14 protein-coding genes and 1 pseudogene are annotated in these 13354 nt (G+C 49.8%); 11 read left to right on the top strand and 4 right to left on the bottom strand.

The features are described 5' to 3' along the window. Window positions 1-105: 105 nt before the first annotated feature. Entirely contained in the window at window positions 106-1479 is a 1374-nt protein-coding gene (locus RIF25_RS11010) for a 1-acyl-sn-glycerol-3-phosphate acyltransferase (protein WP_322878590.1), read from the bottom strand. A gap of 88 nt (window positions 1480-1567) precedes the next feature. Between RIF25_RS11010 and RIF25_RS11005 the strand changes: the two genes are divergently transcribed. After that, window positions 1568-2314, top strand: coding sequence for a RibD family protein (locus tag RIF25_RS11005; protein ID WP_322878589.1), 747 nt, complete (start codon window positions 1568-1570; stop codon window positions 2312-2314). Here RIF25_RS11005 and RIF25_RS11000 read toward each other — a convergent pair. Beyond that, window positions 2251-2979: a type 1 glutamine amidotransferase gene (locus RIF25_RS11000; RefSeq protein ID WP_322878588.1), complete on the bottom strand. Its 729-nt coding sequence runs from the start codon at window positions 2977-2979 to the stop codon at window positions 2251-2253. The two genes, RIF25_RS11005 and RIF25_RS11000, sit on opposite strands and share 64 nt — an antisense overlap. Before the next feature lie 125 nt (window positions 2980-3104). On the opposite strand from RIF25_RS11000, the gene RIF25_RS10995 reads away from it, so the two are divergent. The 5 genes from RIF25_RS10995 (at window position 3105) to mdh (ending at window position 7054) form a co-directional block, all read left to right on the top strand. Further along, a complete protein-coding gene (locus RIF25_RS10995) occupies window positions 3105-4853 on the top strand; it encodes a succinate dehydrogenase/fumarate reductase flavoprotein subunit (RefSeq protein ID WP_322878587.1) in 1749 nt (582 codons plus the stop codon). Further along, complete coding sequence (locus RIF25_RS10990; protein ID WP_322878586.1) at window positions 4854-5525, top strand: riboflavin synthase; 672 nt, start codon at window positions 4854-4856, stop codon at window positions 5523-5525. It begins immediately after the preceding gene. A 13-nt stretch (window positions 5526-5538) separates the two neighbouring features. After that, window positions 5539-5808, top strand: a complete 270-nt coding sequence (locus RIF25_RS10985) for a DUF3493 domain-containing protein (RefSeq protein WP_322878585.1) — start codon at window positions 5539-5541, stop codon at window positions 5806-5808. An 88-nt stretch (window positions 5809-5896) separates the two neighbouring features. Then, the gene (gene ndhO, locus RIF25_RS10980) at window positions 5897-6109 is read left to right on the top strand and encodes an NAD(P)H-quinone oxidoreductase subunit O (protein WP_322878584.1); all 213 of its coding nucleotides are present in this window, start codon (window positions 5897-5899) and stop codon (window positions 6107-6109) included. Then, complete coding sequence (gene mdh / locus RIF25_RS10975) at window positions 6110-7054, top strand: malate dehydrogenase (protein ID WP_322878583.1); 945 nt, start codon at window positions 6110-6112, stop codon at window positions 7052-7054. It begins immediately after the preceding gene. 58 nt (window positions 7055-7112) lie between these two features. Here mdh and RIF25_RS10970 read toward each other — a convergent pair whose 3' ends face one another. Beyond that, window positions 7113-8291 (bottom strand): FtsX-like permease family protein, encoded by a 1179-nt coding sequence (locus RIF25_RS10970; protein ID WP_322878582.1) that lies wholly within the window; start codon window positions 8289-8291, stop codon window positions 7113-7115. Between the two features lie 243 nt (window positions 8292-8534). Here RIF25_RS10970 and RIF25_RS10965 point away from each other — a divergent pair, with 243 nt between their 5' ends. Next, complete coding sequence (locus RIF25_RS10965) at window positions 8535-8783, top strand: hypothetical protein (RefSeq protein WP_322878581.1); 249 nt, start codon at window positions 8535-8537, stop codon at window positions 8781-8783. Here the strand turns inward: RIF25_RS10965 and lspA are convergent. Further along, complete coding sequence (gene lspA / locus RIF25_RS10960) at window positions 8780-9259, bottom strand: signal peptidase II (protein WP_322878648.1); 480 nt, start codon at window positions 9257-9259, stop codon at window positions 8780-8782. The two genes, RIF25_RS10965 and lspA, sit on opposite strands and share 4 nt — an antisense overlap. Before the next feature lie 76 nt (window positions 9260-9335). On the opposite strand from lspA, the pseudogene RIF25_RS17490 reads away from it, so the two are divergent. From RIF25_RS17490 to RIF25_RS10945, 4 genes and pseudogenes are all read left to right on the top strand, one after another. Then, window positions 9336-9735 (top strand): annotated as a pseudogene (locus tag RIF25_RS17490) (DUF7682 family zinc-binding protein). A 103-nt stretch (window positions 9736-9838) separates the two neighbouring features. Beyond that, on the top strand, window positions 9839-12349 hold the full coding sequence (locus RIF25_RS10950) for a DNA gyrase/topoisomerase IV subunit A (protein WP_322878579.1): 2511 nt from the start codon (window positions 9839-9841) through the stop codon (window positions 12347-12349). Window positions 12350-12442: 93 nt separating this feature from the next. Continuing rightward, on the top strand, window positions 12443-12619 hold the full coding sequence (locus RIF25_RS17290; RefSeq protein ID WP_407682399.1) for a 2-oxoisovalerate dehydrogenase E1 subunit beta: 177 nt from the start codon (window positions 12443-12445) through the stop codon (window positions 12617-12619). Beyond that, complete coding sequence (locus RIF25_RS10945) at window positions 12612-13322, top strand: class I SAM-dependent methyltransferase (RefSeq protein WP_322878578.1); 711 nt, start codon at window positions 12612-12614, stop codon at window positions 13320-13322. The genes RIF25_RS17290 and RIF25_RS10945 overlap by 8 nt, the downstream gene beginning before the upstream one ends. The last annotated feature ends 32 nt before the right edge of the window (window positions 13323-13354 follow it).

Genomic DNA, 13354 nt, shown 5'->3' with positions numbered 1-13354 from the left:
GCTATGGCGTGAGGCAGACTGTTCTGAGAGAGTAAAAATATTAAAAGAACCGCCCATAAAGAATTTCCTGACTTATGCCAATTACGGCTCAAAAGCATAACGCTATCAATCAGTTTGGCTGGCGATAATCTCTGCATAGCTTTGGCCAATTTTAGCCGTCACAGTTTGGACTATTTGGCGGGCCTGGCGACGATTCTCTTGGTAATTGGGCCAATAGTCCCGCAGCGGAATTGCCGGGGCAACGGTTAAACAAACGCGGCGCGGGCCAAGGAATAAACTATCGGGCTGGGGTTTATCTTCAATCCAACACAGCGTCCGGGCCAGGATAAATAAAACTTCGGCAAAGCGGTCGGGGCTAGTTTTCTCACGCACATATTGCCCCGTGATGGAGGTAAATCGTTCTGCCAATCGCATATGCCGGAGTCGGAGTTCTGCTTCTTGGACTAACCAATTGGCAAATCCGCGCTCAACCGGTGACAACTGCTCCAAGTCTTGGCGAAACATCCGCTCCCAGGCCGCCTGTTCAACTTTCCGACACCGATCCACGAGGTTTTCTGAAGGTTTAATCCCAAAAAATTCCTCCGCAACTTGCAAGACAATATTCAGGAGCCGTTTTAAGCGTGTGCCTAGTTCTTGATTTGCACCTTGACAGGGGGGTAATTCTGGCATTGTGATCTGGTAGGAGGCAAGATAAAATTTTTCAATAATGCTCAAGAGATGGGTCGCTAGGTGAAAGAGCCGCTGATATAGACTTTCTGGATCCTGAGCTTGGGTGGGGGGCTGACAGCCAGACTGGGTTTCCAATTGCCTGAGAACTTGCCCTAATTTATCCCAGCTTGGTTTCAGTAAGGAATATTGAATCCCAATTGGGATGATCAGCACCTCTTCAGGCCGCCCAGCTTTGACTAAATCTTCCAAACACCAAAATCCCATCTGGGCAATTCCGGGTTCTAGAGGGCTAACCAGTTCACTCTGATTATTGGTTGCGCCTTCCGGGGCCGCCGCTAAGGGAAATTCACCCTGGACTAATAGCTCACGGGCAGCGCGCAGGGCCTGGGTATCCAACTTCCCCCGCATGATGGAACTGCCCCCCAATTTGCCAAACAACCAGCCCACCCCATCCCCGGCCCATAGGGGAATCCCCCGGTCATAAAGAAAATAACTATGAATTGGATACTTGAGCTTGATCCCCATTTGCCGGGCCTGGCGGGGGACTAAATGCCAGAGTAAATAGCCCATACAGAGGGGATCATCGGTACTTGGATGGCGAAAGGCTAATAAAATCCGGGCCTGGCCCTGTTGAAACTGTTCATAGGCCTGGACAAGCCGCTCTAAATGAACTCCTTCAATTTGCTCCAGGCCCATTTGCCAGCGCATCCACAGGGGCAACAGTTGGGCAAATCCCCAGCGCACGGCAGGATTGTAGGTCGGGGGTAAAAACTCTAAGGGAGGTTGAGCTTGCCGGCCAGCACTAGACATGGGGAGTTCTCACAAGGAAGATTGAAGGGAGGGGATAAAACCCAATCGCCTCGAGTCTAGCATTATTATATCGAGACGAATATTTACCATGTGCCAATCCCGCCCCTGGGCTACGGTCATTTTAGCGATGAGTTTAGATGGCAAAATTGCGGCGGCGCGTGGGCCAGATCAGTTATTTGGTTCCCGCCATGATTATGACCATTTAGAAGCATTAGTAGCCCAGGCCGATGGGGTGATTTTTGGAGCAGCAACCCTCAGATCCGGTGGCACAGCGATGCGCGTCCAACGGGAATTCCTAATCCAGGCCCGACTAGCCCAAGGGAAATCTGCCCAACCGATCCAAATTGTCTGTTCCCAGTCTGGAAAAATTGACCCGAATTTACGCTTTTTTCAACAACCCATTCCCCGTTATTTGTTAACAACCAAAGCTGGAGCCAGGGCCTGGTTAGATCAAGACAATTTGGATCAAGACAATTTTGCACAGGTTCTTTCTCCCACCACGTCTGATGATCAAATTGATCTGGTTGCGGCCTATGAACAACTCCATGGCCTGGGCATCAAGAAATTAGCTGTTTTAGGGGGGGGTGTTTTAATTGCATCCCTTTTGGCGGCTGGTTTGATTGATGAATGGTGGGTGACGCTTTGTCCTTTGGTTTTAGGGGGAACAATGGCTGCAACTCCTGTGGCGGGATTGGGTTTTTCTGTCGCAGATGCCCCCCGGTTTCAGTTAGTTCAAAGCAAGCAAATTGGAGATGAATTATTTTTGCATTATCAGGTCAAATCCAATAAAGATGGGGCGTTGACGGATAGTTCTGCGAATTGGTCTAACACATAAAATAGGGTTTGTTCTAACTCTAGTAAATACTGACATTGGGCTTGAATTGCTGTGGCAGATTGAATGTAGGTTCCTGGAACTAATTCATCAGCACAATGATTTAATAAGGCTTGAATACTCTCTTGGGTAGATTCTAAATGGCATTGCAAACCCAAAACCCGCTGATTATAGAGAAACCCTTGCTGGGCACAGGCATTACTACTGGCCAAGGCCCAGGCCCCGCTGGGAATCGTAAAGGTATCCCCATGCCAATGAAAGACCATAAATTGATCCCGGCCGGGGGGAAACAGTTGATATTGCAAACCCTTCACCGTCAGTTCAATCGGAAACCAACCAATTTCTTTGGCGGGGCCTGGGTAAACCACACCACCCAAGACAGAGGCGATCAACTGTGCCCCTAAACAAACTCCCAGAACCGTTTTGCCCCGATCAATTGCGCTGAGGATAAAAGCCTTTTCTACTGCCAACCAAGGATAGTCGGCTTCTTGATCCACATTCATCGGGCCACCCATCACCACCAGCCAATCAAAACTGTCCAGGCCCGGCAAGGGGTCATTTTGATCCAGATGAGTGCCTGTTAAGGAATAGCCCCGGCTTTCTGCCCATTTAGCAATATTTCCTGGGCCTTCAAAGGGAACATGACGGAGGTAATGGAGGCGAGACATAGGAAAGAGGGGAAAGGAATTTAACAAGAGGCAGACTGATTACATCTTAACCAATTGCAACCTATCCCCAAGAGATCAGCCGATAGAATCAAGAAGTAAGTCTTTTTAAGGTTCCTGGGCTAATCATGGCGAATCCGACTCTCCCTGGCCAAGATCATGATGTAGTGATTGTCGGAGGGGGCCTGGCGGGCTGTCGAGCGGCCTTGGAACTCTGTCGGAAATTGCCGGATGTCAATATTGCCCTGATCGCTAAAACCCATCCGATCCGATCCCATTCCGTTGCCGCCCAGGGGGGAATTGCCGCCACCCTGAAAAATGTGGATGATACCGATACCTGGGAAGCCCACGCCTTCGATACGGTCAAGGGTTCTGACTTTCTAGCGGATCAAGATGCGGTGGCGATTTTGACCCAAGAAGCCCCCGATGTGGTTATAGATCTAGAGCATTTGGGCGTGTTATTTTCCCGTTTACCCGATGGTCGCATCGCCCAGCGCGCCTTTGGCGGCCATAGTCACAATCGCACCTGTTACGCCGCCGACAAAACCGGCCATGCCATTCTCCATGAGCTTTATTGCAATCTCCTCAAGTACGGGGTGCAGTTTTATGAAGAGTGGTATGTGATGCGCCTAATCTTGGAGGATAACCAGGCCAAGGGGGTCGTGCTCTATCACATTCGGACAGGTTCAATTCAGGTGATTCGGGCTAAGGCGGTGATGTTTGCCACAGGCGGCTATGGGCGGGTCTTTAACACCACATCCAATGACTATGCCTCTACAGGGGATGGCCTGGCGATGACAGCAATGGCAGGGTTACCCCTGGAAGACATGGAATTTGTGCAGTTTCATCCCACGGGGTTATATCCGGCCGGAGTTTTGATTTCCGAGGCTGTCCGCGGTGAAGGGGCTTACTTAATCAACGCCGAGGGAGAACGGTTCATGGCCCGCTATGCCCCAAGTCGGATGGAATTGGCCCCCAGGGATATTACCTCACGCGCGATTGCCACCGAAATTCGGGCCGGCCGGGGGGCAAACAAAGATGGATCAGCAGGTGGGCCGTTTGTCTATCTGGATTTGCGCCACATGGGGCGGGAAAAAATTATGAGTCGGGTGCCATTTTGTTGGGAGGAGTCTCATCGGCTGGCAGGTGTGGATGCTGTGGTGGAGCCAATTCCGGTACGGCCGACTGTGCATTACTCCATGGGCGGAATTCCGGTCACGACTCACGGGCAAGTTAAATCGGGCGCGGATCAAATTGTCACGGGCTTTTTTGCGGCCGGGGAAACCTCCTGTGTTTCAGTCCATGGGGCCAATCGTTTGGGCAGTAACTCCCTCTTGGAATGTGTGGTTTATGGCCGGCGGACAGGGGCAGCGATTGCCAACTATCTCCAAACCGCGAAACTCCCGGAACTATATGCCCAACCCTACTATCAAACTGCCCAGGCCCAGTTAGACAACCTACGCCAAAAAAATGGCCCCTATCGGATTGCCGAGATTCGCCAACAGGTGCAGGACTGTCTAACCGAGCATTGTGGCGTGTTTCGGACGGCAGAACTGATGGCAGAAGGATTCAAACAACTCCAAGCCCTCCAGGCCAAAGCCGAGCAAATTCGCTTGGATGATGCCGGCTTAGTTTGGAATACGGAAATTACGGAAGCCCTTGAGTTACAAAGCCTAATTATTGTTGGCGAGATGATCTTAACTGGAGCCTTAAACCGTCAAGAAAGCCGCGGCGCCCATGCTCGGGAAGACTACCCCAATCGAGATGATGAAAAATTCCTCAAACATACCTTTGCCTACTACTCCCAAGCGGGTGTGCAACTGGAATATGTCCCCGTGAATCTGAGTTTATTCCCCCCCCAAGAACGGAAGTATTAGATGTTTACCGGATTGATTCAAGGCCTGGGAACCATTTCCCTCACCTCAGCCTCCCAACTCAAAGTCCATTGTCCTAACTGTCAATTCTTAAAAGCTGTAGAAATTGGCGACAGTATTGCCGTGAATGGGATTTGTTTAACTGTCGAAACCTATGATGCCCAATCCTTTACCGTCACCGTCTCCCCCGAAACCCTATCCCGCTCTAATTTGAAAAACATTGCCCAGACCCAGGCCCCAGTGAACTTAGAACCGGCCTTAAGGGTTGGAGATAAAGTAGGCGGACATTTTGTCAGTGGTCATGTGGATGGGGTGGGCACACTGACTCAAGTTGAAGACTCAGAAGCCAGTTGGGAATTGAGTTTCCAGGCCCCCAAGAGTGTGGCCGCGTATATTGTCCCCAAAGGCAGTATTGCGATTAACGGCATTAGTTTAACCGTGGCAAATTGTGATCCCAGTGGGAGCGTATTTACCGTTGCTGTGATTCCCCACACCTACCAGGCCACGAACTTAAAAGATTTATCCCTTGGCTCACCTGTGAATCTTGAGGCGGATCTGCTGGGAAAATATGCCGCCAAGTTCCTCCAACCCCATCGAGACACAGAACCACCAAACTCTAACTATGGCCATGATTTAATTACCCTTGAGTTTCTGGCGGAACATGGTTATGGTTAGCTAAAATAACCCCATGAATCCCAAGACTCCCCAAACCCGCGCCGAAGCTGAATTTCGCCAACGTCTCCTCAAAGAAGCCCAGGCCCCCTACCGAGGATTACGCCAAGTCATGTATTTGGTTTTTGCCGCCTCGGGACTGATTGGGGCGATGATTTTTTTACTGAAATTGATTGCTGGCCAGGCCGATCAAGAACTATTAGGAAACTTTGCTCTCCAACTGGGGGTGATTGCCCTGATGATTAGTCTCTGGCGGTGGGAACAAAAAAACTCAACCAAGTCATAATCAAACCTGATCAAGCCCTCGTTCAATTACCCCAGGCCGTTGCGTAAGATAACAACATAGTTCTTTTAGTCCCTGAGTCGGAAGCCCTATGACTGTAAAAAAAGGTGATTTTGTCCAAGTTATTGCCGAGAAACTGACCAACAGCCTTGAGAGCCAGGCCAGTGACCCCCGCTTTCCCAGCTATATTTTTGAGGGACGGGGAGAAATTGTGGATATCAAAGACGACTATGCCCAAATTAAATTTCCAGTCCCAACTCCGACCATCTGGTTACGCCTCGATCAAGTGGAAGCTGGCAAATAAGTGGTTGGGCGGCAGGCCAGGGTTGGGATCATTGGGGCCGGCAATGTTGGCAGTACCCTAGCGCGCCGGATTCTGGAACTGGATCTAGCCCAAGTTGTGCTGTTGGATGTCATCCCCGGCCGGACCCAAGGGCTTGCCCTCGACTTAAACCAGGCCCAGGCCATCAGCGGCAATCATTCCACCATCCTCGGGACTGAAAGCTATGGGGATTTAGCGGGGGTAGATATTGTCGTGCTCACGGCTGGGTTCCCTCGTAAACCGGGCATGAGTCGGGAAGATTTACTCAAAATCAATGGCCAACTGGTTCAAGAAATTACCATCAAAGCCATCAACCAGGCTCCCAATGCTGTTTTAATTGTTGTCACCAACCCCTTAGATGTGATGACCCACCTGGCCTGGCAAGTCAGTGGCCTGGAAAAAGAACGGGTTTTGGGAATGGCGGGGATCTTAGACTCGGCCCGGTTTGCCAGTTTTATTGCGGCAGAAATGGGCATCAGTGTCCGTGACATCAGGGCCATGGTGTTGGGGGGTCATGGGGATTTAATGGTTCCACTGCCCCGCCATACCACGGTCAATGGCATTCCTTTACCGGAATTATTGCCCCTGAGCGTTATTGCCCCCCTGATAGACCGAACTCGGAATGGGGGAGCCGAAATTGTTAGCTTCTTGAAATCGGGAAGTGCCTACTATGCCCCTGCCGCTGCCACAGCCGAAATGGTGGCCGCAATTTTAGCGGATCAACACCGGATTCTCCCCGCCTCAGTTTATTTAGAAGGGGAATATGGTCTGACAGACGTTTGCATGGGTGTCCCGATTAAACTGGGAGCTAGGGGGGTTGAACAGGTTATTGAACTGCCTTTAATTGGGGAAGAATTAACTGCCTTACAAACTTCGGGCGCGAATATTAGGGACAACATTCAACTGCTGAAGACAATGTTGGTGTAATGGACTGGAGAACTGGCCAATGAACAAGACTTTAGCAGCAACCTATCACAACGGGAGTTTAGGATTTAAAGACCATAGCTGGATCCAACCGAGTCACTTTTTGAATTGCAAAGACTGCAGCCCCACTACACATGGCCACCGTTACCCCAAAAATAACCGCAGCGGAGGTGGGGCTAACTAAAATCTGAATTGCCCGAGTTTGCATCGTCCAACTGCCTAAGCCCATGGCTAACCCCAGGCCGGGTAAGTAGCCCAACACTGCCATCCACAGGGCCTGCTCAAGGATCACCCGATAGAGATAGCGATCACTGGCCCCCATGGCTTTGAGGGTTCCATATTCCTTCAGATGATCCGCCACAGAGGCATAGAGGATTTGCCCCACTACCACCGTACCCACCACAATGCCGACAATCGCCCCCAGGCCCAGGATAAACCCGACTCCCGTACTACTGCGCCAATAGACTTGGGTAACTTTGGACATCTCGGCCTGGGTCAATATCCGACTATTGGGAATTGCGTCTGCCAGCTTAGTTTTTAGGGCCGCTAGATCCGTACCGGGCACAACCTGTACCAGCACATAGCTAATGGGAGAGTCGGGGGCCAGGGGCGGGGCTGCATTGAGGGGCAGTTGGCCGGGAATTTGGACGAGATTGGTATAGAGATTGGCATTTTCAGTGGACATAAACACATAGGGACTCGCCACCAACGACCGGACTCCCACCGTCATCCCCTTCACCAATAATCGCTGCCCATTTAAGGCGGCCCCTTGGCCCACCGCCGTAATCCCCAGGCCAGTTGCATCAATCCGGTCAATAAAGGCTGTATTGGGACGTTCTAAATCCTCCAGGGAACCCGTTTGAATATTCCAGGGTTGAAATAACTCTCCTTTCGGGTCAAATCCAATCACTCGCACGGGGGCAATATCACTGGAACTCAACCGTTGCCAGATACCGCTTTGAATAATCAATGGCTCGGCCCGCACAACCTCTGGTAATTGTTGGATGGTGGCAACACGACTGTAGGGCAAGGGTAGGGTGAGATCAAAAAAACGCATACTTTTGGAAGCCACCCAGAGATCTGCTTTCACCCCATCAATTAATAAACTGGATGACTTGGTAAATCCCTCCAACAGGCCCGTCTGCACCGTCACTAAGGCCACCGCAAACATAATCCCGGCCTGGGCGACCATAAAGCGAGGAAAGTCTTCAAAGAGGTTTTTGCGGGCAATGGAAACCATAGGACGGCGGTTAAATTCCTTGGGGGTGAGTCATGCAAGGGAGATTGTTACTAACCATGACAAAAAAACGGGCCGGGGTTCCCAGAAATTCTGCCTTGCTACAATCAACAACAATAGCGGTTCTTGCTTCCCTTAATACCCAGGAAATTCTCAGTTCACGATTTCCAAATGTTTCTTGACTGAGTCCATTTAGGCAACATTCACGCTCACAACGGTGTAATTCTCAGGAAGGAACTTAGCTCCATGAACGTCAAACCCCTTAGCTCCATTAGCCGCAATCCCGCCAAACTATTGAAGCGGCTGACCCTGCCTGGGATTATTTTCCTGTGGACTATTGCCAGTCTCAGTTACGAAGCCCAGTGGGATTTTAATCTCATTTTTCGCTACTATGGCTGGGTTTTTACGGCTCAGGTGGCATTCTTGATTTACTTTTTACCTAAGATCAATTGGCAACAGATCAAGGGGTCTTTCCTGAACAAAAACAATTCCTAGGGATGGGCCCGGGGCTGGGAAGCTCGCCAGATGCCAATCAACAAACAGGCCACACCAAGGTTAATCCAAACATCTGCCAGATTAAAAATGGGAAACCGAATCAGCCGGAAATCTAAAAAATCAACGACTTCCCCCGTTAAGAGCCGATCCACCCCATTGCCCAAGGCCCCAGCCAAGAGAAACCCATATCCGAACTGCTCCCAACGCCCTAAGCGCGGCCCCCAAATTCCATAGGCAACCAGGCCCAGGCTGACCCCCAAAGACAACCAGCGCAACCAACCACTGCCATTGGCAAAGAGACTAAAGGCGGCCCCGGAGTTAGTCACATAGGTAAAATGAAATATTCCTGGCCAAATTGGGATAGATTCGGGCGGACTGGTTAGATCAAACACAGTGATCACCCACCATTTCGAGAGGCGATCCGTCAGAATCCCCAGCCAGGCCACCAGCCAAAACCAAATATTTTTCTGCTTCATAGCTTCATTTTCTCCCATGCCAGGCCTGGAGTGGAAACCAGTTGCTCCTCGTCCCGATGGAAAAGGCAGACTCCTGATGCCCAAACGGAAAAAGGTATTCCCCTGTGGTCACAAAGGCTTTAGCCAATCCTGTCATCTTTGTCAGCAGAGGGATATCCAACGTCAACAGCATTTAGCCGAATTAGGGATTAAAAAAGAAGAAAAGCAGGCCTGGTTAGCGACATTTGCTGAGGATGTAGTGGATTTCCCAAGCCGATTGTGATCAAGGCCCGCACATTATCACTCGATTAGATCAGGGGGCTAGTTATCTGGAATTTGGAGGTAAACGCCTCAGCTATAATCGCAACATCATCAGTATTCCCATCACCCATCACTACCGGATGATTTGTCAAGATACAGGTAACGACATTGCTCCCAAGGAAGTTTTATCCCATGAAGCCTACAATATGACCAAATCTGGCTCTCGGATTTCATGAGCTTTGGGCAAGATTGAGTGTGGTAAATCCAGGCCAACTTGCGCCTAGAGACCAGAGCCGATTACTGTAACGATGTTTAGACCTGGTAAAAGGATTGGCGTTCATGGCAGAGCAACTCAATTTATTAAGCGAGGGTAATATTATCCCGACGGCTTTGCACACCGAAATGCAACAGTCCTACCTTGAATACGCCATGAGTGTGATTATCGGGCGGGCTTTACCGGATGTGCGGGACGGGCTAAAACCAGTGCATCGGCGAATTTTATATGCCATGTATGAGTTGGGCTTAACACCGGATCGGCCCTATCGCAAATGTGCCCGTGTTGTTGGGGACGTGCTCGGTAAATATCATCCCCACGGTGATCAGTCGGTTTACGATGCCCTGGTGCGGTTGGTCCAAACCTTTAGTAGTCGCTATCCCCTCTTAGACGGCCATGGCAATTTTGGCTCTGTTGATGATGACCCGCCCGCGGCCATGCGTTACACAGAAACTCGGTTAGCCCCCATTGCCAATACGGCCATGTTGACGGAAGTGGGCCTGGCAACCGTGGATTTTGCCCCCAACTTTGACAATTCCCAACAGGAACCCCTTGTCCTCCCGGCCCAGTTACCGATTTTGCTCTTGAATGGCTCTTCAGGCATCGCGGTGGGAATGGCAACAAATATTCCGCCCCATAACCTGAATGAAGTGGTGGATGCCCTGATTGCTCTGATTGACCGGCCCGAGATTTCTTTACCAGATCTGATGCAGCATCTCCCCGGCCCTGACTTTCCCACCGGCGGGCAGATTATTGATACGAAAGGAATTATCCAGGCCTATGAAACGGGGCGCGGCCTAGTCACGATGCGGGGGGTAGCTCAAATTGAGGAAATTCAACCCGGCCGGGGGCGGCATCTACGAACGAGCAAGGCTCTACGGCGCAGTGCGATTATCGTGACCGAACTCCCCTTTCAAGTCAATAAGGCGGCCTGGATTGAAAAAATTGCCGATCTGAGTAACCAAGGGCGTTTAGAGGGCATTGCCGATCTGCGGGACGAAAGTGATCGGGACGGAATGCGGGTGGTAATTGAACTGAAACGGGAAGGGCATCCTCAAAAAGTCCTTGAGCAGTTATATCGGCAAACGGCCCTACAAAGTAATTTTGGTGTGATTCTCCTGGCCATCGTCAACGGTCAACCCCGGCAACTTTCGCTGGTAGAATTATTACAAGAATTTCTGAAATTTCGGGAAGAAACCCTTAGCCGCCGCTATCAACACGAACTGGATCAGGCCCAGGCCCGCAGTCATATTGTTGAGGGTTTATTGGCGGGCTTGAATGGCTTGGATCGGTTGATTGATCTCCTCCGCCAGGCCCCCGATGGCCCCACTGCAAAAATTAACCTTCAAGAGGAATTTGACTTAAGCGACCGTCAAGCCGATGCGATTTTAGCGATGCCCTTGAGACGCTTAACTGGCCTGGAACGGGAGAATTTAGAACGGGAATTTCAAGACCTTAGCCAGCGCATCCAGGAATTGCAAACCCTCCTTGGTAGCCGCCATGAACTCCTCAAAGCCCTGAAAAAAGAACTGCGCCACCTCAAACGGCAATTTGCAGATCCCCGCCGGACGCAGATACTGACTGATGTGCCAAGCCTGCCAACCCTAACCACCGCAGAAATTGACATCAATCCCGATCTGCCCGTCATGGTGGAAGTGAGTCAAAAAGGCTATGGCCGCTGTTTAACCTCCCTGGCCCGGAATAGTTTTGTGATTCCCCCCCAGGCCAAGGAGCAATGGCAAGAGGCCAAAAAAGACTATCCAATGTTCCAGGCCCCCAGTCAACGTCAAAACACCCTTTATTTAGTTGGCAGCAATGGCAAAGCCTATAGTGTTCCCGTGGCCCAAATTCCCCTCACTGAGCGCAACCAAAAAGGTCAACCGCTGCAAACCCTCTTACCCACCTCAGCCCAAGGGGAACAACTCCTTCAAGTTTGGTTAGAGCCAGCCACCGATGCCCCGGAAAATTACCCTGATTTTGTCCTGATTACCCACCAGGCCAGGGTCAAGCGAATTCCAGCCACCGAACTTACTAGCATGAATCAACGGGCATTGCAGTTAATCAAATTAAAAGACGATGATGCCTTGGCCTGGGTAATTCCGATGCTGCCAACCCAAACCCTCATTGTCGCCACCTCTACCAGTCGAATTTTACGCTTTCAAGGGGAAACCATACCGATCATGAATCGGGCCAGTGCCGGGATTGCGGCCTTTAAGTTGGGCACTCAGGAGCGAATTATTGGCGCAATTGCCACTTCAGAGACAACTAATCTGCTGCTGGTAACAGCCCAAGGGTATGCCAAACAAATTTCCTTGAATGAGGTGCGGCCAATCCAACTGGGACAACTGGGAACAATGACCCTTAAGTTTACCAATCCTCAAGATTATTTAGCAGGTCTGGTGGCGGTTTCCCCCCCAATTGGTGCAGAAGTGCCTGAGGTGGGCCTGGTCACGAATCGGGAGCGGTGGCGGCGAATGACCATTGATCAAATTCCCTGTGGCCGGAATAGCAGCAGTGTTCAAGTTGTCTCAATGGAGCCGGAGGAAGTGATTAGCCAAATTTTGTCCAGCAGTTAATTTATGCTTATAAGGATACAAGCTGAATCAAAAGAATAAGGCCTTTGTTTTGTCCGATTCAATAGGTTTAAACATCATGACATCTGAAAAACAATTCTACCCTCTCGCAAGGTTCAAGAAAATATTTTCGTTGTTGAGGAAGATATTGAAGGTGGCTATGTTGCCTGTGCCGTAGGAGAGTCGATCTTCACCCAAGCTAATGATTTGGAAACGCTGAAAATGATGGTTAAAGATGCAGTGAAATGTCATTTTTTTAAAAATAATGACTAATAAAAGTGTTGAACAGTTGATGTCCACCGAACATTTACCCGAAAACTTCCAGGCCATGGATGGGTACTTTGGTGATTTCTTTGGTTTGATGCGTTCAGCCCTATCAGCGGGGGGATCAGAATTTGGTTTGGGCATGAGTTTATTTTCCTTAGCAGTCAGTATCAAAGCAAATCGGATTGTGGAAATTGGCCGGTTTAAGGGATTTTCTACCCTCTGTTTGGCCAGTGCCTTAAAGTTCTTAGATATTGGTTGGCAAGAGCCGCAGCAACATAAACAACGACCGGATATAAACTATCCTGAACTGGAAAAACCTCAGACTCGGAAATTATATTCAATTGATCCATTTCCAACAACAGAAGCAACTGAATTAATCACTAAAGCCAATCTTTCAAGTTATGTAGAACTTATCAACACCCGCTCCGATCAAGTCACCATTAATGAAACTGTAGATTTGATTTTTATTGATGGTGATCACAGTTACGAGGGGTGTAAGGAAGATGTTTATAACTATGTGCCGTGGATACTCAGGCCCGGTGGCTATTTTATTCTCCATGATTACTATGGTTGGTATGATGCCCAAGGAATTAATAACTCACCGATCAAAAAAGTTACAGATGAAATTATTGCTGAGGGAATTTATGAACATATTTTGATGGATACCGGGTATATGTCCTTCACGATTTTTAGAAATCCCACTGACTGATTGGCATTTGGTCATTCCCATCTGCGCTAACA

This window comes from Pseudocalidococcus azoricus BACA0444 (assembly GCF_031729055.1).
GTDB classification, from domain to species: domain Bacteria; phylum Cyanobacteriota; class Cyanobacteriia; order Thermosynechococcales; family Thermosynechococcaceae; genus Pseudocalidococcus; species Pseudocalidococcus azoricus.
The sequence above is the reverse complement of the archived record's forward strand: the minus strand, read 5'-3'. Positions and strand labels throughout refer to the sequence as shown.

Coding starts and splice junctions, on each gene's coding strand:
- RIF25_RS11010 (WP_322878590.1), bottom strand. CDS start 1,479: ATGTCTAGTGCTGGCCGGCAAGCTCAACCTCCCTTAGAGTTTTTACCC.
- lspA (WP_322878648.1), bottom strand. CDS start 9,259: ATGAAGCAGAAAAATATTTGGTTTTGGCTGGTGGCCTGGCTGGGGATT.
- RIF25_RS10950 (WP_322878579.1), top strand. CDS start 9,839: ATGGCAGAGCAACTCAATTTATTAAGCGAGGGTAATATTATCCCGACG.
- RIF25_RS10990 (WP_322878586.1), top strand. CDS start 4,854: ATGTTTACCGGATTGATTCAAGGCCTGGGAACCATTTCCCTCACCTCA.
- RIF25_RS10970 (WP_322878582.1), bottom strand. CDS start 8,291: ATGGTTTCCATTGCCCGCAAAAACCTCTTTGAAGACTTTCCTCGCTTT.
- RIF25_RS11005 (WP_322878589.1), top strand. CDS start 1,568: ATGTGCCAATCCCGCCCCTGGGCTACGGTCATTTTAGCGATGAGTTTA.
- RIF25_RS10965 (WP_322878581.1), top strand. CDS start 8,535: ATGAACGTCAAACCCCTTAGCTCCATTAGCCGCAATCCCGCCAAACTA.
- ndhO (WP_322878584.1), top strand. CDS start 5,897: ATGACTGTAAAAAAAGGTGATTTTGTCCAAGTTATTGCCGAGAAACTG.
- RIF25_RS10985 (WP_322878585.1), top strand. CDS start 5,539: ATGAATCCCAAGACTCCCCAAACCCGCGCCGAAGCTGAATTTCGCCAA.
- RIF25_RS10945 (WP_322878578.1), top strand. CDS start 12,612: ATGACTAATAAAAGTGTTGAACAGTTGATGTCCACCGAACATTTACCC.
- RIF25_RS11000 (WP_322878588.1), bottom strand. CDS start 2,979: ATGTCTCGCCTCCATTACCTCCGTCATGTTCCCTTTGAAGGCCCAGGA.
- RIF25_RS10995 (WP_322878587.1), top strand. CDS start 3,105: ATGGCGAATCCGACTCTCCCTGGCCAAGATCATGATGTAGTGATTGTC.